Origin of the sequence: Burkholderia sp. 9779_493, assembly GCF_015712215.1 — a bacterium.
GTDB lineage: Bacteria > Pseudomonadota > Gammaproteobacteria > Burkholderiales > Burkholderiaceae > Burkholderia > Burkholderia cenocepacia.
Genome location: NZ_JACCQA010000015.1, coordinates 38,192 through 54,369, shown reverse-complemented (window position 1 = coordinate 54,369; position 16,178 = coordinate 38,192). Strand labels below are relative to the sequence as shown.

Below are 16,178 nucleotides of genomic sequence, written 5' to 3'. Positions count from 1 at the left end.
ATTCAGGCGTCGGAACTGCCCGCCCCAGCGGCCCGCCCGTGAGCACGACCCTTCTCTTTCACCCTACGCCCGACGCCACCTACGGCTTCCCGAATGCGCGGCGGCTCGCGCACGTCGCGTCCCCGCACCAGCAGATCGAAGTCTGGGAAACCCCGCAGCTCGGCCGGCTGTTCACGCTGGACGGCCGGCCGATGACGTCGGTCGGCGACGAGTACGTGTATCACGAGTGCATGACGCACCCGGCCGCGCTCGCGCATCCGTCGCCGAAGAAGGCGCTCGTGCTCGGCGGCGGCGACGGCGGCGCCGCGCGTCAGTTGCTCAAGCACGCGTGCATCGAACGGATCGTGATCGCCGAACTCGACGACGAGGTGGTCGGGATGGCGCGCCGCTATCTCGACGACGTGCACCAGGGTGCGCTCGACGACCCGCGCGTCGAGGTCGTGATCGGCGACGCCGCGCATTTCGTCGAGGCGACGATCGAACATTTCGATCTCGTCGTGTTCGACCTCACGCCGCCCGATTCGCCGGCGGCCGGCCTCTATACGCGCGCGTTCTACGCGCGGCTCAAGCGGATCCTCACGCGCTGCGGCGCGATCTCGATGCATCTCGGCTCGCCGGTGTTCCACGCCGCGCGCATCGCGGCGCTGCTCGACGACCTGCGCGCGAGCTTCGCGGTCGTCGATCCGCTGTCCGCGCACGTGCCGCTGTACGGCTCGCAGTGGCTGATGGCGATCGCGAGCGACACGCTCGATGCGGCCGCGCTGTTCGCGCACGATGTCGACGAACGGCTCGCGGCCCGCCGCGTCCACGGCCTGCGCTACTACGATGCGCGACTGCATGCGTCCCTCTTTGCCCTGCCGCGCGCGCTGCGCGATACACTGGGCGTTCGCCGCTGAACATCCGGACGGCCGCAACGTTCCGTTGTTCCAGCATGAGACCGGCGCAGGCGCGAGAAGCGCCGACACTGTGCAACAGGAGATTTTCATGACCGATCCACGTCCGGCCAACGTGCCTTGGTTGACGCCCTACCTGGCCGTGCGCAACGCGCGCGCGGCCATCGAGTTCTTCCAGGCCGCATTCGGCTTCACGGTGCGCGACGTGCACGACGAGGACGGCGCGATCATGCACGTCGAGATGGCCTATCGCGGCCAGCTGATCGTGATGTTCGCGCCCGAAGGCGCGTTCGGCTCGCCCGCGCTCACGCCGAAGCACGCGAACGCCACCGCGCCGCAATCGTTCTATCTGTATGTCGACGACGTCGACGCCACCTGGCAGCGCGCGCTCGACGCGGGCGCAAAATCGCTGAGCGCGCCGCAGGATCAGTTCTGGGGCGACCGGTTCGCGCAGATCGAGGATCTCGACGGCTACCGCTGGGCGCTCGGGTGCCGTCTCGACGCATGACCGAAACCGCCACACGCATGACCGAAGCCACCACCACCGCGGCCGTGCCGCGCTTTTTCGTCGACGCCGCGCTGCGCGCCGACGCCACGCTCGCGTTGCCGGCCGACGTCGCGCGCCACGTGCAGGTGCTGCGCCTGCAGCCCGGCGACGTGCTCGCGCTGTTCGACGGCACGGGCGGCCAGTACCGCGCGCGGCTCGTCGAGGTCGACAAGCGCAGCGCGCTCGTGCAGGTCGATTCGTTCGAGCCCGCCGAGGCCGAGCCGCCCTATCGCGTGACGCTCGCGCAGGGGATCGCCGGCGGCGACAAGATGGACTGGGTGATCGAGAAGGCCGTCGAGCTCGGCGTCGCAGCGGTCGTGCCGCTGTCGACCGCGCGTGGCGTCGTGAAGCTGTCCGGCGAACGCGCGGACAAGCGCGTCGCGCACTGGCGCGGCGTCGTGCGCGCGTCGTGCGAGCAATGCGGCCGCAACCGCGTGCCCGACGTCGCGCCGGTCATCGGCTTCAGTGCATGGCTCGACGCGCTGCCGGCCGCGCCGGCCGACGGCGAACTGCGGCTGCTGCTGTCGCCGCGCGCGAGCATCCCGTTCGCGTCGCTGCCCGACGCGCCGCCCGCGGCCGCCGTCACGCTGCTGATCGGACCCGAAGGCGGGCTGTCGCCCGACGAGGAAAATGCAGCTCGCGCACGCGGGTTCACCGCGCTGTCGCTCGGGCCGCGCGTGCTGCGTACCGAGACGGCCGGCGCGGCCGTGCTCGCGGCGTTGGCGGCGCGCTGGGGCGGGTGGTAAAAACGCGTCGGCGCGCCGCGTTCAACGGCTCGCCCCACACCGTGCTTCGCGCGCCACGCCCTGCAGCCGGACGCGAATCGCAGACGCAAAAAAGCCCGCTCGAAGCGGGCTTTTGACGGGTCGTTCGGCGAATCGGCCACGCGGACCGATGCGCTTACGCGAACGAGTAGAACACGCGGAACGCGACCTTGCGCTCGGCCCAGAATTCGGCCGCCTCGCGAAACACGTCGAGCAGCGTTTCGCGCCCTTCCTTGTCGAATTTCTGCGCGATCGGCAGCCCTTCGAGGACGATCACGAAGCCGGGCTGCGCGCCGGCCTTCGCAACGAGGTCGGTCAGGCAGTCGTACAGCGCGTCGTAGTTCTTCCCGAAATGCTTCGGAAACAGGAACGAGGTCGCGATCGTTTCCATCACTTCCTGCTTCGACTGCGCGGCGCCGCAATACGCATACAGGAAATGCTGGCCGAGCCGACCGGCTTCGTCGGCGAGATCCTGCACGCGGAACGCGCGGATCGACTGCACGAGATTGGGTCGCACGGTCGTGAAAAGGCTCATAGGCTCCTCGTTCGATGAAAGCCCGGGCTCGGCTTCCTGTTGCTCCGGCGTGCCGCCGGCCTGCGCCGCCGCGTGCAGCTGAATCACACGCTGAAACAGATTGCCGTCGCCGGCCGCGAACAGTTCCGCCGCCGCCGTATCGTGCGCGTAGATGGAGTCGCTCATGCCATTCGTCCCGAAGTCATTCAACAATACGTTTAAAACTGTTGTAGTGGTCGCCCGTGTAATAACAGTTGTCGATCCGGCGCAACGGACCGCCACAGACGATCCGGCGCGCGCCGCGATTGCGCGCACGCGGCGTCGGCACCGTGTACTCATGGTAGTAGCCGCGCTTCGCCTTCGGCAGGATCCGCTCGCGATTGCCGAATACGACGCCGTCTTTCTCGTACGGATAGGGGCCGCCGGCGGCGATCAGGCTTAGCGTGGTCACGGCCTCGCGCGGAAGACTGGCAGTCGGGATCGTATCGAGCCCGCTGGCAGCCACGTCGGCCGGAACGGCCTCCCGTGCGTAAGCGGCGGAAACCAGACTGCCCGTCGGCGTGCCGACGATACCCATCGCGAACATCGCGAAGACGGACGCGAGCGCGCCGTTGCGGAGCCACTTGCGTGCCATGAACCAGGGTTCCCGCTGTTAAATCAAGTAGTTGACGACCAACAAAGGCGTTAGCGTAGCGTTATTGGCCGCGCGAATCAATGTCCGTTTGGGAATCGAAAGCCTCGCGATGCCGCGAATTCCGCATTTTTTACCGAAATCGCACTACATTTATCTTACATAAGATAGAATGCGTGCGGCACCTCTCGGTGGGCAAGAACTGCCTCCTTGCCTCGCTCGCTGCCTGGAGTGGAGAGATGCTGCTGTTGCTTTGCGGGAAGCGTGTGTGCGCCCTGCCCGGCGGCGTGCCCGTTGCGGGCACGCCTCTTTTTGCTTTTGTTTACAATTTTCCCGGGCGCGCCACGCCGGTTCGACCGGGTGGCGCGTTCGTTCTGGCTCAGCGCGCGGCGTTCACGTCGGCGACCAGCAGCGCCGCCATGTTGACGATGCGACGAACGGTCGCCGATTCGGTCAGCACGTGCACCGGCTGCGCGGCGCCCAGCAGGATCGGCCCGATCGCGATGTTGTTGCCGGCGGCCGTCTTCAGCAGGTTGTACGCGATGTTGGCGGCGTCGATGTTCGGCAGGATCAGCAGGTTCGCGTCGCCTTCCAGCGTCGATTCCGGCAGGATCTCCTTGCGCAGCGCCGCATCGAGCGCGACGTCGCCGTGCATCTCGCCGTCGACCTTCAGTTCCGGTGCGGTTTCCTGCAGGATCGCGAGCGTATCGCGCATCTTCTTCGCCGACGGTGCGTTGCTCGAGCCGAAATTCGAGTGCGACAACAGCGCGACCTTCGGCTCGATGCCGAACCGGCGCACTTCTTCCGCGGCCATGATCGTGATCTCGGCCAGTTCTTCCGGGGTCGGATCGACGTTCACGTGCGTATCCACGAGGAAAATCTGGCGGCCCGGCAGCACGAGGCCGTTCATCGCCGCGTACACGCTGCAGCCCGGACGCTTGCCGATCACCTGGTCGATGAAGTGCAGGTGGCGGTGCGTGGTGCTGATCGTGCCGCAGATCATCCCGTCCGCTTCGCCCTTCTTCACCAGCATCGAGCCGATCAGCGTCGTGCGGCGGCGCATTTCGACGCGCGCGAGCTGCTCGCTGATGCCCTTGCGCGCCATCATCTTGTGGTACGTCTGCCAGAAGTCGCGGTAACGCTCGTCGTGCTCGGTGTTGACGACCGTGAAATCGGTGCCGGGCGTGAGGCGCAGGCCGTAGCGCTGGATACGGTGCTCGATCACCGACGGGCGGCCGATCAGGATCGGCTTCGCGAGCTTTTCGTCGACGATGATCTGAACGGCACGCAACACGCGCTCTTCTTCGCCTTCCGCGAACACCACGCGCTTCTTCTCTTCCGGCGCGGCGCGCGCGATCTGGAAGATCGGCTTCATCGTCGTGCCGCTGTGATACACGAACTGCTGCAGGTGGACGCGGTACGCCTCCATGTCCTCGATCGGGCGGGTCGCGACGCCGCCGTCCATCGCGGCCTGCGCGACGGCCGGCGCGATCTTCACGATCAGGCGCGGATCGAACGGCTTCGGAATCAGGTATTCGGGCCCGAACGACAGATCCTGGATACCGTATGCGGTCGCGACGATGTCGCTCTGCTCGTGCTGCGCGAGCTCGGCGATCGCGTTGACGGCCGCGATCTCCATTTCACGCGTGATCGTCGTCGCGCCGACGTCGAGCGCGCCGCGGAAGATGAACGGGAAGCACAGGACGTTGTTGACCTGGTTCGGGTAATCGGTGCGGCCGGTGGCCAGCACGGCGTCCGGGCGCACTTCGAGCGCGAGCTCCGGCAGGATTTCCGGCGTCGGGTTCGCGAGCGCGAGGATCAGCGGGCGCTCGGCCATGCCCTTCACCATCTCCTGCTTCAGCACGCCGGCGGCCGACAGCCCGAGGAAGATGTCCGCGCCGTCGATCACCTCGGCCAGCGTGCGCGCGTCGGTCTCGCGCGCGAAACGCTCCTTGTCCGGATCCATCAGCTCGGCGCGACCCTTGTAGACCACGCCGGCCAGGTCGGTCACCGTGATGTTCTCGAGCGGCAGCCCGATGTCGACCAGCAGGTCGAGACACGCGAGCGCGGCAGCGCCCGCACCGGACGCCACCAGCTTGACCTTCTTGATGTCCTTGCCGACGACCTTCAGGCCGTTCGTGACGGCCGCGGCCACGACGATCGCGGTGCCGTGCTGGTCGTCGTGGAACACCGGGATCTTCATCCGCTTGCGCGCTTCGCGCTCGACGATGAAGCAGTCCGGCGCCTTGATGTCTTCGAGGTTGATCCCGCCGAAGGTCGGCTCCAGCGCGGCGATCACGTCGACGAGTTTGTGCGGGTCCGACTCGTTCAGCTCGATGTCGAACACGTCGATGCCCGCGAACTTCTTGAACAGCACGGCCTTGCCTTCCATCACCGGCTTCGACGCGAGCGGGCCGATGTTGCCGAGACCGAGCACCGCCGTGCCGTTCGTCACGACGCCGACCAGGTTGCTGCGCGCGGTGAAACGCGCCGCGTTGAGCGGATTCTCGACGATCTCCTCGCACGCGTACGCCACGCCCGGCGAATACGCGAGCGCGAGGTCGCGCTGGTTGATCATCTGCTTGGTCGGGGCGATCGCGATTTTGCCGGGGGTCGGAAATTCGTGATAGTCGAGCGCGGCTTCGCGCAGCTTGGCTTTGGAGGAGGCTTGGGTGGACATGTGTCTCGTGACGGGCGGATTAGAATAACTGTTCGACGGCATTGTAGCGCCAATCATCGGCCGCCAGACCGGCGATTCGGGTGCAACAGCCGCGACAAAAATGTACTGGATAGTGCAGGAGCGCCGCCACTCGCCTCGTACAATGCCGTTCCTTTCACCGTTTCGGATCGCCCGCCGTGCCAGCCGCCCTCTCCGAGTTTTCGCTGATCGAACGCTTCTTCACGCGCCGCGCCGCGCAGGGCGCGCGCGCGTCGACGCTCGGCATCGGCGACGATTGCGCACTGATTGCGCCCCGATCCGGGAAATTGCTGGCCATTTCGACGGACATGCTGGTGGAAGGCCGACATTTCTTCCCCGACGTCGCGCCCGACGCGCTCGGTCACAAGACGCTCGCGGTCAACCTGTCGGATCTCGCCGCGATGGGCGCTGAGCCGCGCGCGTTCACGCTCGCATGCGCGCTGCCGCGCGCCGATGCGGCGTGGCTCGAGGCCTTCAGCAACGGGCTGTTCGCGCTGGCCGAGCGATACGGCTGCGAGCTGATCGGCGGCGACACGACGAGCGGGCCGCTGAACCTGTGCGTGACCGTGTTCGGCGAAGTCGCGCCGGACGCGGCGCTGCGGCGCGATGCCGCGCGCGACGGCGACGACGTGTGGGTATCCGGCACGCTCGGCGACGCGCGCGCGGGCCTCGGCGTCGCCCGCGGCGAGTGGACGGCCGGCGCGGACGAAGCCGCCGCGTTCCGGCGCGCGCTCGAGCGGCCCGAACCGCGCGTCGCGCTCGGCCTCGCGCTCGCGGGCGTCGCGCACGCGGCGCTCGACCTGTCGGACGGCTTGGCCGGCGATCTCCAGCACATCCTGACGCGCTCGAACGTACGCGCCGAGATCGACGCCGACGCGGTGCCACGCTCGGCCGCACTCGCGACGCTGCCGGCCGACGTGCAGCGCCGCTGCACGCTGGCGGGCGGCGACGACTACGAACTGTGCTTCACCGCGCCGGTGGCAGCCCGCGCGGCGGTCGAAGCGGCGGGCGCCGCGGTCGGCGTGCCGGTCACGCGAATCGGTACAATACGCGCGTTGTCCGCGCCGTCGGCGCACCCCGCCATCGCGTGGCGCGACGCCGCCGGCGCGCCCCTCGCTCTCACGTTGCACGGCTTCGACCACTTCCATGCAGACTGATCCGACGCCCGCGCGCGCCGCGGCCGAGCCCGGCGCCGCGCCACCCGCGCCGACCCGCGTGACGGCCCGCTTCATGCTGTCGCACCCCGCGCATCTCGTGTCGCTCGGCTTCGGCAGCGGCCTCGCGCCGATCATGCCCGGCACGTTCGGCTCGCTGTTCGGCTGGCTCACGTTCGTCGTGCTCAACCGCTACCTGACGGTGCCCGAATGGTGGGCGCTGATCGCCGTCGGCTTCGTGGCCGGCGCGTGGGTCACCGGTTTCACCGCGAGAAAGGCCGGCGTGGCCGATCCGGGCGCCGTCGTCTGGGACGAGATCGTCGCGATCTGGCTCGTGATGCTGTTCGTCACGCCCGCGACCTTCGTCGGTCAGCTGTGGGCGTTCGTCGCGTTCCGCTTCTTCGACATGCTCAAGCCGCCGCCGATCCGCTACTTCGACCGCCGCCTGAAAGGCGGGCTCGGCATCATGGTCGACGACCTGGTCGCCGCGTTCATGACGTTGCTCGTGATCGCGCTGTGGCGCTCCGTCGGCGGCTGACCGATTTCCCGACTCCCGTTTCCCGACGCGCATGCCAACCGATTCCGTCGTCCATCAGCTTGCGATCCGCGCAGGCAACAAGCTACGTGACGAGCACCTCACGCTCGCCACCGCCGAATCCTGCACCGGCGGGATGATCGCCACGGCGATCACCGACATTTCCGGCAGCAGCCAGTGGTTCGAGCGCGGCTTCGTCACCTATTCGAACCAGGCCAAGATCGAGATGATCGGCGTGCCCGCCGACCTGATCGACAAGCACGGCGCGGTCAGCGAGCCCGTCGCGCGCGCGATGGCCGAAGGCGCGCTGCGCAACAGCCGCGCGCAGGTCGCGCTGTCCGTCACCGGCATCGCGGGCCCGGCCGGCGGCAGCGAGAAGAAGCCGGTCGGCACCGTGTCGTTCGGCTGGAGCAACCGGCTGCATACCGATGTCGAGACGCTCGTGTTCAAGGGCGATCGCGAACAGATCCGCACGCAGGCAGCCGCGCATGCACTGCGCGGGCTGCTGAAGCTGCTCGACGAGCGCGAAGGCTGACCGGCCCGGGCGCGTGCCGCGCCCCTGTTCGGTTATTGAATCGCGTCGGGCTTCACGACGATCCAGTTCTTGTCCGCCGTCACCGGCAGGCCGAGCGACTTCTGCTTCGCGGCCGATTCGTCCGACCACGCGCGGATCTGCGCCATCTGCTTGTCCTTCTTGTTGACCCACACGCGCACGCCGCCGCGCGCGACGTCGGTCGCGTTCAGCAGCATGTAGCCGTCGGACGTCGGCGTGTCGCCCGCGACGAGCACCGGCTTCTTCCACTGGTCGATCCAGCCGACGATCGAACCGAGCTTGCCTTCGTACCACGTCATCGGGTTCATCAGGAACGGCGTGATCACCAGCGCGCGGTTCGCGGCCTCGTCGTACTTGCCGGCCTTGATCTGCAGCCGCGACGTCGTCAGCGCGCCGGTCGCCGGATTGCGCAGCAGCGTCGTCACGCCGATCACGTTCTGCGGCTTCACGTTGTAGCCGTACTTCGGGTCGGCCAGCACGAGCCGCGCGAGCTCCTCGTGCGCGGCCGTCATCACGTAGACCTCGATGCCGTTCTCGCGCAGCGCGTTGTACAGCTCCTGCATCCCGCGGAAGAAGCGCGGCGGATTGACCGTGCCGTCGACCACCTTGTCACCCTGCCAATAGCGGATCGGGATCGGCTTGCCGTCGGCGAGCATCGCATCGACGTGGCGCTTCAGGTCGGCGAGCGACTGGCCGGCGAACGCCTGCGCGATCCACGGATAGCAGACCAGATCGTCGATCTCGCACAGCCGGTAGTAGTAGCTCGTCAGCGACTCCTTGTAGTCGGCGGAATCCTTGAACGGGATCAGCTTCAGCGACGGGTCGAGCGCGTCGCGCGTCAGCACGCCGCGATTTTCGAGGTACGGCAGCAGCGATTCCTCGAGGTCGTAGCGGTAGGTCGTGTTGTCGGCGTCGAACACCGCGTAGTCGCCGCGGTTCGCGTGCGCAGCGATCATCGCGTTCAGCGCCTTCGCGCTGTCGGCCGGCCAGTGCGACAGATCCGCCGCATGGGCGAACGTCATGCACAGCGACGCGGCGAACGCGCTCAGAAGACGGCGGGACAGCTTGGGCATGGCGTCGCTCCCTTTCTTGACGTTTTCGTGACGGATCGATGACAAGCCGCAGCATCGCGCGATTGGTGCGCGGGGATGCGGTGCGGAAGCGACGGGAAGTTGTCCGCGTGCGCCAGCGCGCGCCGGGCCGGCAGAGGAGCGGAAAAACGGGAGGGAAGCGGCGGGCTCGCGCGTGGGAGCACGCCGGCGCCGGCTGCCCGGGCGGGCGCTGGCGCCGGCCCGGACCACCGGTGCGAACGATCAGCGATGCGCGTTGATCGTGTCGCGCGTCTTCTGCGCGGCGAGCGCCGCGGCTTCGGCGAAATCCTCGCCCTTGCTCGCGTACAGGATCGCGCGCGACGAGTTGATCATCATCCCGGTGCCGTCCGCCGTGCGGCCTGCGTTGACGGTCGCCTGCACGTCGCCGCCCTGCGCGCCGATGCCGGGAATCAGGAGCGGCATGTCGCCGACGATCCCGCGCACGATCTCGATCTCCTTCGGGAACGTCGCGCCGACCACGAGGCCGAGCTGGCCGTTCTTCGCGTTCCATTTGTTCGCCGCGAGGTCGGCGACCACCTGGTACAGCGGCCGGCCGTTCGTGTCGAGGAACTGCAGGTCCGAGCCGCCCGGGTTCGACGTGCGGCACAGCACGATCACGCCCTTGCCTTCATGCTCGAAGTACGGCTCGACCGAGTCGTAGCCCATGTACGGATTCACGGTGACGGCGTCCGCGCGATAGCGCTCGAACGCCTCGCGTGCATACTGCTCGGCCGTGCTGCCGATGTCGCCGCGCTTCGCGTCGAGGATCACGGGCAGGCCCGGATGCTGCAGATGGATGTGCGCGATCAGACGTTCGAGCTGGTCTTCCGCGCGATGCGCGGCGAAGTAGGCGATCTGCGGCTTGAACGCGCTCGCGTACGGCGCGGTCGCATCGACGATCTGCCGGCAGAATTCGAAGATCGCGTCGGGCTGGCCGTCGAACTGCACGGGAAAGCGCGACGGCTCGGGGTCGAGGCCGACGCACAGCAGCGAATTCGTGCGTTGCCACGCGGCGCGCAGCGATTCGATGAAAGTAAGCGGGGAAGACATGGCGGGTACTCGCGGCAAACCGTTGGTAGACCGCGTATTTTACCCGCGTCGCCGGCGCCCCTCGTGTGTCGCGGCATTGCTGCGCGCATCGGCGCGCTCGACGGTGAACGCGAAACGCCGCGTGAGCCGCTCGCCGGGCGCGAGCAGCGTCATCCCGTGCGCGGCCGCGCCGCCCGGCAGGTTCACCGCATTGATCGGATGATCGACCGGCTCGAAGCAGAAGAAATCCTCGCCCGGCGGCGTGTAGAGCACGTATGCGTCGGCGTCGGCCGCGACGGTCAGCGACAGCCGCCGGCGCGGCCAGCTCACCGTCGCGTGGCCGCCCCAGCCGGTGAACGCGTGATTGACGAGCGTGGCCGGCAGCGGATACGCGACGCCGAACTGCCAGGCCGGCGGCACGCTGACGTGCCGCACCGGCAGGAAATCGGCGCCCGACAGCCACAGGCCGCCCGCCGCCGCGGCCAGCTCGGTCGCCACATCGCGCACCAGGAACGGATGCACGCCGAGCCCGAACGGCAGCCGCGCGCGTCCCGCGTTCTCGATCGTCAGCGCGATCGACAGCGTCGCGTCGTCGAGCTCGAACGACTGGATCGCGCGGAATGCATACGGCGCGCCGGCCGTCCGGTCGAGCGACAGTTGCAGCGACGTGTCGGTCGCATCGTCGACCTGCCACGGCGCGAGCCAGCCGTCGCCGTGGATCGGCAGCGGCTCGTCGCGACGGTTGCGCGGCACCGCGACCTTGCGCCCGTCGCATTCGAAGCGCCCGTCGCCGATCCGGTTCGAATACGGCAGCAGCGGATAGCATGCGAGCTCGTTCGGGTCGGTCGCCGTCTCCGGGTGCTCGCAACGGCGGAACACCGGCACCAGCGCGCCGTTCTCGCCGCGCCAGTCGAAGCGCGCGATGCCGCCGCCGAGGTGCGGCAGCACGTCGAGCCGCAGCGACGCGTTCGACAGCGTGACGGCCGCCGCATGCGCGGCGCCGACGCCCTGCGCGAACACGGCCGTCTGCGGGCCGGGGCTGACCGGCTGGGCGGCGGCGGCCAGGCGCGCGCGGCGCGACTGGCTGGTGGACGACGATGCGCGCGAGGACGTGGCGGTCATGGTGAGCTCCTTTCCTTCGTCGAAGAAACGATGCAGGTCGGTGCGAACGGTCAGGCCCAGCCGCCATCGACGATCACGTCCTGCGCGGTGATCATCCGGCTGTCGTCGGCCGCGAGAAACAGCGCCATCCGGGCGAGGTCGGCCGGCAATAGTTCGGCGTCGATGCACTGGCCGGCCTTGATCGCCGCGCGGCCCGCGTCGTCGAGCCACAGCCGGCGCTGCTTGTCGGTCATCACCCAGCCCGGCACCAGCGAATTCACGCGAATGCCGAACGGGCCGAGATCGCGCGCGAGGCCGCGCGTCAGGCCCTGCACGGCCGCCTTCGCCATCACGTAGACGGGATAGCCGCCGTTCTTCAGCATCCAGCTGATCGAGCCGAGATTGATGATCGCGCCGCCGCCCTGCCGCTTCATGTCGTCGATCACCGCCTGCGCGGCGAAGAACTGGTGACGCAGGTTCACCGCGATGCCCGCGTCGAACGACGCGGGCGTCACGTCGCCGATCGCGTGGCGCGTGTCGTTCGCCGCGTTGTTCACGAGCACCGCGATCGCGCCGATGCGCGCGCGGATCGCGTCGATCGCCCCGCGCAGCGCATCGATGTCGGTCAGGTCGCACGGCAGGAACAGCGGCGCATGGCGCACGTGCGCGAGGCGTTCGGCCAGCGCGGCGCCGGCCGCCGCGTCGAGATCGACGAACGCGACGCGCGCGCCCTGTTCGGCGAAGTGCTCGACGAACGACGCGCCGATGCCGGTCGCGCCGCCCGTGATCAGCACCGCGCGATCCTCGAGGCTCGGGTAGCGCGCGAAGCGCGCGTCGCTCGCGGCGTGCGAGTCCGGCGCGGAAGTATCGATGGTCATGCGGATCGTCTCCGTGGAAACAGGTCGGTCAGTCGCGTACGCCGCGGTTCTTCAGCTGGTCGAGCAGCACGGCCGCGAGCAGGATCGCGCCACGCACGAGGTACTGGTAGAACGCGTCGATGTTCAGCAGGTTCATCACGTTCTCGACGGTGCCCATGATCAGCACGCCGATCACGACGCCCGAGATCGTCGCGCGGCCGCCCATCAGCGACACGCCGCCGAGCACGCACGCGGAGATCACGTTCAGCTCGAAGCCCTGCGCGGCGTTCGGCTGGCCCGACGTGATGCGCGACGCGAGAATCACGCCCGCGAGGGCTGTGACCGCGCCCTGGATCAGGAAGATGTACACGCGCGTGCGTTCGACGTTGATCCCCGCGAGCCGCGACGCTTCCGGATTGCCGCCGATCGCGAGCGTGTTGCGGCCGTACACGGTCTGGTTCAGCAGCACGCCGAAGCCGATGAAGCACAGCAGCGTGACCCAGATCGGCAGCGACACGCCGAACATCGACATCCCGCCGAGCGCGATGAAGGTATCCGACGACACGCCGACCGCCTGCCCCTTCGACACGATGAAGCCGAGCCCGCGCACGATCTCCATCGTCGCGAGCGTCGTGATCAGCGCGTTGATGCGCAGGTACGCGATCACCGCGCCGTTCACGAAGCCGATCGCGGCGCCGGCCGCGACCGCCGCGACGATCGCGACGAACGTGTTGTCGGTCGCGTTCAGCACCATCGCGCACAGCACGCCCGAGAACGCGACGGTCGAGCCGATCGACAGGTCGAAGTCGCGCGACGCGAGACAGAACATCATCGTGCACGCGACCATGCCGATCTGCGAGATCGACAGCGCGAGGCCGAGCATGTTGTCGATCGAGAAGAAGTGATCGACGGTCAGCGACATCGTGATGAACATCACCGCGAAGATCGCGATCAGGCTGTATTCGGTCAGATGCTGCCACCACTTCTGGCGGTCGCTCTGCTGCGGAACCAGCGCGTCGGCCGACGGCTTCACGGCGGCGCTGGCCAGGTTTTCGTTGACTTGCATGATGTGTCTCCTGCTCCTGCATCGCGCGGCCCGCGCCGCGCGTGTTCGATTCGAATGTCGTATGCCGCGTCAGGCCGCCTCGGCCGCGCTCGTCTGCGGCAGCGCGAGGTTCAGCACCGCGTGCTCGTTCGCCTGCGCGCGCGGCAGCTCGCCGGCGATCCGGCCTTCGCGCATCACGACGATGCGGTCGGACACGCCGAGCACTTCCGGCAGTTCCGACGACACCATCACGATCGCGCAGCCGCGCTCCGCGAGCCGGTAGATCACGTCGTAGATCTCGTGCTTCGCGCCGACGTCGATGCCGCGCGTCGGCTCGTCGAGGATCACGACCTTCAGGTCGGGCTCCGCAAGCCAGCGCGACAGGATCGCCTTCTGCTGGTTGCCGCCCGACAGGAAGCGGATCTTCTGGCGCCGGTTCGGCGTCTTGATCTTCAGCCGCTGGATGAAGCGGTCGGCCGTTTCGCTCTCGGCCTTGCCGTTGATGAACAGACCCGCGCGCAGCGAATGGCGGCGGCAGCTGATGTTGATGTTCTCCGCGACCGACGCGATCGCGATGATCCCTTCTTCCTTGCGGTCCTCGGGGCACAGCACGATGCCGTGGCGGATCGCGTCGCCCGTGCGCTTCACGTCGATGCGCGCGCCGTCGAGCGTCAGCACGCCCGCGCGCCGGCGGTCCGCGCCGTACACGAGCCGCATCAGCTCGCTGCGACCCGCGCCGACGAGCCCGAAGAAGCCGACGATCTCGCCCGCGCGCACCGAGAAGCTCGCCGGTTCGCGCAATGCCGGCCCGTCGATGCATTCGGCGGAAAACCGCACGTCGCCGAGCGCGCGCGGCGCGTAATGGTAGATGTCCGCGATCTCGCGCCCGACCATCTCGGCGACGAGCCGCTCGCGCGGCACGTCGGCCAGCGCTTCGTGCGACGCGATCTTGCGGCCGTCGCGAAAGATCGTGCACGCATCGCACAACCGGTAGATCTCGTCCATCCGGTGCGAGATGTAGATCAGCGCGCGGCCCTGCGCACGCAGGTCGTCGACCAGCTTGAACAGCACTTCCGTCTCGCGATGCGACAGCGAGCTCGTCGGTTCGTCGAGCGCGATCACGCGCGCGTTGCGCATCAGCGCCTTGCAGATCTCGACCATCTGCCGCTGCGCGATCGACAGCCGCCCGAGCCGCGCATCGGGATCGAGATCGACGCCCATCTCGGCGAGCCGCTCGCGCACGTAACGCTTCGCCTCGCGTTTCCTCACCCAGCCGAACGCGTTCGGCAGGCGGCCGAGCAGCAGGTTTTCCGCGACCGTCAGGTCGGGCACGTACTGCAATTCCTGGTGAATCACCGCGATGCCGGCCGCGATCGACGCGGCCGCATTCGCGAACTGCACGGGCTGGCCGTCGACCAGCACGCTGCCCGCATCGGGCTGATATTCGCCGCCGAGAATCTTCAGCAGCGTCGACTTGCCCGCGCCGTTCTCGCCCATCAGGCCATGCACCTCGCCCGCATGCACGTCGAACGAAATGCCATCGAGTGCGCGCACGCCAGGAAACACCTTGCCGATATTGTCAAAACGCAGTGCCGCTGACACGTCGTCTCTCCACTTCAGAATCGATCGACCGCCGGCCGCCGCATCGCCGCGGCAGCCGGCGGGCCGCTTACTTCGACGCGAGCCCCATCTCCTCGCGCACCTTCGCCACGTTGTCGCGCGTCGCGAGCATGCCCGTCGTCAGCGTCAGCGGCGGCGGTGCCTTGCCCTGCGTGATCCACGCGTACATCAGGTCCGAGGTTTCCTCGCCGTGGCGCTTCGGGCTGATGATCACGGTGCCGTAGAAGCCGGTCGGCTGCGGCTTCTTGAACTCGTTCAACGCCGAATCGGAACCGCCGATGCCGATGCCGATCATGTTGTCGGCCTTGAAGCCGCGCCCTTCGGCCGCGCGCACCGCGCCGAGCACGGCCTCGTCGTTCAGGCCGTACGCGACCCAGTGCTTGAACTGCGGGTTCTTGGTGAGTGCGATGTTCGCCGCGTTGAACGCGTTCTCGGTGTCGGTCTTCGCCTGCGGTGCCGCGATCACGTTCGCCTTCGGGAAGCCGGCGGCGACCAGCGCGTCGGTCGCGCCGCTCGTGCGGTCGTGCGCGGTCGGCAACTGCTCGTAGGTGATGTCGATCGCGCCGACGTCCTTCATGTCCCAGCCGCGCTTCTTGATCTCGGCCGCGATGCCGTCGCCGACCTGCTTGCCGATGTTGTACGCGGAAATCCCCATGTGCGGCACCGACTCGATCGGCTTGCCCGCGCCGTCGACGAGGCGGTCGTCGACCGTCATCATCTTCAGGTTGTGCGACTTCGCCTTCGCGACGATGCCCGGCCCGAGCTTCACGTCGGGCGTGCAGATGATGAAGCCCTGCGCCTTCTGCGCGGACAGGTTGTCGATCGCGCTCATCACCTTCTCGCCGGACGGCGCGCCGATCTTCACGAGCGTGAAGCCCTTCTGCTTCGCGGCGATCTCGGCGAATTTCCATTCGTCCTGGAACCACGGCTCCTCAGGCTGCTTCACCAGGAAGCCGATCTTGACCGGGTCGGCCGCGTGCGCGACCGGGCTGCCCATCACCACCGCGGCCGCAGCGGCCAGCGTTACGAACGTTCTGCGTTTCATCTCCAGTGTCTCCTTGTTTTCATCGAACAGGATGCAGCCGCTTGTTGGTTTCGACGCAGCGTGCGCGCGGCCGTCGCACGTGCGGTCTTTCGAATCGTTAC

General features: G+C 68.1%; 16 protein-coding genes. 6 read left to right on the top strand and 10 right to left on the bottom strand.

All coding sequences use genetic code 11. The annotated features are described in order from the left end of the window. Window positions 1–38 precede the first annotated feature (38 nt). The 3 genes from speE (at window position 39) to H0X95_RS17280 (ending at window position 2,186) form a co-directional block, all read left to right on the top strand. Window positions 39–896 carry a polyamine aminopropyltransferase gene (gene speE / locus H0X95_RS17290; RefSeq protein WP_006485711.1) on the top strand — a complete coding sequence of 286 codons (858 nt, stop codon included), beginning with the start codon at window positions 39–41 and terminating at the stop codon, window positions 894–896. Window positions 897–984: 88 nt separating this feature from the next. Further along, window positions 985–1,401 carry a VOC family protein gene (locus tag H0X95_RS17285; protein ID WP_006485715.1) on the top strand — a complete coding sequence of 139 codons (417 nt, stop codon included), beginning with the start codon at window positions 985–987 and terminating at the stop codon, window positions 1,399–1,401. Window positions 1,402–1,418: 17 nt separating this feature from the next. Then, window positions 1,419–2,186: a 16S rRNA (uracil(1498)-N(3))-methyltransferase gene (locus H0X95_RS17280; RefSeq protein WP_006493615.1), complete on the top strand. Its 768-nt coding sequence runs from the start codon at window positions 1,419–1,421 to the stop codon at window positions 2,184–2,186. A 154-nt stretch (window positions 2,187–2,340) separates the two neighbouring features. Here the strand turns inward: H0X95_RS17280 and H0X95_RS17275 are convergent, their stop codons facing one another. The 3 genes from H0X95_RS17275 to H0X95_RS17265 all read right to left on the bottom strand — a co-directional run bounded on the left by H0X95_RS17275 (window position 2,341) and on the right by H0X95_RS17265 (window position 6,071). Then, the gene (locus H0X95_RS17275; RefSeq protein ID WP_006476945.1) at window positions 2,341–2,904 is read right to left on the bottom strand and encodes a barstar family protein; all 564 of its coding nucleotides are present in this window, start codon (window positions 2,902–2,904) and stop codon (window positions 2,341–2,343) included. 16 nt (window positions 2,905–2,920) lie between these two features. Then, on the bottom strand, window positions 2,921–3,352 hold the full coding sequence (locus tag H0X95_RS17270) for a ribonuclease domain-containing protein (protein WP_006490731.1): 432 nt from the start codon (window positions 3,350–3,352) through the stop codon (window positions 2,921–2,923). A gap of 376 nt (window positions 3,353–3,728) precedes the next feature. Continuing rightward, the gene (locus tag H0X95_RS17265) at window positions 3,729–6,071 is read right to left on the bottom strand and encodes an NADP-dependent malic enzyme (RefSeq protein ID WP_442859835.1); all 2,343 of its coding nucleotides are present in this window, start codon (window positions 6,069–6,071) and stop codon (window positions 3,729–3,731) included. A gap of 134 nt (window positions 6,072–6,205) precedes the next feature. Between H0X95_RS17265 and thiL the strand changes: the two genes are divergently transcribed. Genes thiL through H0X95_RS17250 form a run of 3 tightly spaced genes read left to right on the top strand, consistent with a single transcriptional unit; the run spans window position 6,206 to window position 8,271 of the window. Beyond that, a complete protein-coding gene (gene thiL / locus H0X95_RS17260; protein WP_034201035.1) occupies window positions 6,206–7,204 on the top strand; it encodes a thiamine-phosphate kinase in 999 nt (332 codons plus the stop codon). Next, window positions 7,194–7,739, top strand: a complete 546-nt coding sequence (locus H0X95_RS17255; protein ID WP_059721666.1) for a phosphatidylglycerophosphatase A family protein — start codon at window positions 7,194–7,196, stop codon at window positions 7,737–7,739. The genes thiL and H0X95_RS17255 overlap by 11 nt, the downstream gene beginning before the upstream one ends. 31 nt (window positions 7,740–7,770) lie before the next feature. Beyond that, window positions 7,771–8,271 (top strand): CinA family protein, encoded by a 501-nt coding sequence (locus tag H0X95_RS17250; protein WP_006488662.1) that lies wholly within the window; start codon window positions 7,771–7,773, stop codon window positions 8,269–8,271. A gap of 32 nt (window positions 8,272–8,303) precedes the next feature. Here the strand turns inward: H0X95_RS17250 and H0X95_RS17245 are convergent, their stop codons facing one another. The 7 genes from H0X95_RS17245 to H0X95_RS17215 form a co-directional block, all read right to left on the bottom strand. After that, window positions 8,304–9,362 carry a hypothetical protein gene (locus tag H0X95_RS17245; RefSeq protein ID WP_006496736.1) on the bottom strand — a complete coding sequence of 353 codons (1,059 nt, stop codon included), beginning with the start codon at window positions 9,360–9,362 and terminating at the stop codon, window positions 8,304–8,306. A 240-nt stretch (window positions 9,363–9,602) separates the two neighbouring features. Beyond that, window positions 9,603–10,430, bottom strand: coding sequence for an orotidine-5'-phosphate decarboxylase (pyrF, locus tag H0X95_RS17240; RefSeq protein ID WP_006483119.1), 828 nt, complete (start codon window positions 10,428–10,430; stop codon window positions 9,603–9,605). A gap of 39 nt (window positions 10,431–10,469) precedes the next feature. Then, the gene (locus tag H0X95_RS17235) at window positions 10,470–11,531 is read right to left on the bottom strand and encodes an aldose 1-epimerase (RefSeq protein ID WP_020979358.1); all 1,062 of its coding nucleotides are present in this window, start codon (window positions 11,529–11,531) and stop codon (window positions 10,470–10,472) included. Window positions 11,532–11,581: 50 nt separating this feature from the next. Beyond that, entirely contained in the window at window positions 11,582–12,388 is an 807-nt protein-coding gene (locus H0X95_RS17230; protein WP_006491029.1) for an SDR family NAD(P)-dependent oxidoreductase, read from the bottom strand. 28 nt (window positions 12,389–12,416) lie between these two features. Then, window positions 12,417–13,433, bottom strand: coding sequence for an L-arabinose ABC transporter permease AraH (gene araH / locus H0X95_RS17225; protein ID WP_006491027.1), 1,017 nt, complete (start codon window positions 13,431–13,433; stop codon window positions 12,417–12,419). Window positions 13,434–13,502: 69 nt separating this feature from the next. After that, window positions 13,503–15,014 carry an L-arabinose ABC transporter ATP-binding protein AraG gene (gene araG, locus H0X95_RS17220; protein WP_196446124.1) on the bottom strand — a complete coding sequence of 504 codons (1,512 nt, stop codon included), beginning with the start codon at window positions 15,012–15,014 and terminating at the stop codon, window positions 13,503–13,505. Window positions 15,015–15,081: 67 nt separating this feature from the next. Further along, a complete protein-coding gene (locus H0X95_RS17215) occupies window positions 15,082–16,077 on the bottom strand; it encodes an arabinose ABC transporter substrate-binding protein (protein WP_006491025.1) in 996 nt (331 codons plus the stop codon). Between the last annotated feature and the right edge of the window lie 101 nt (window positions 16,078–16,178).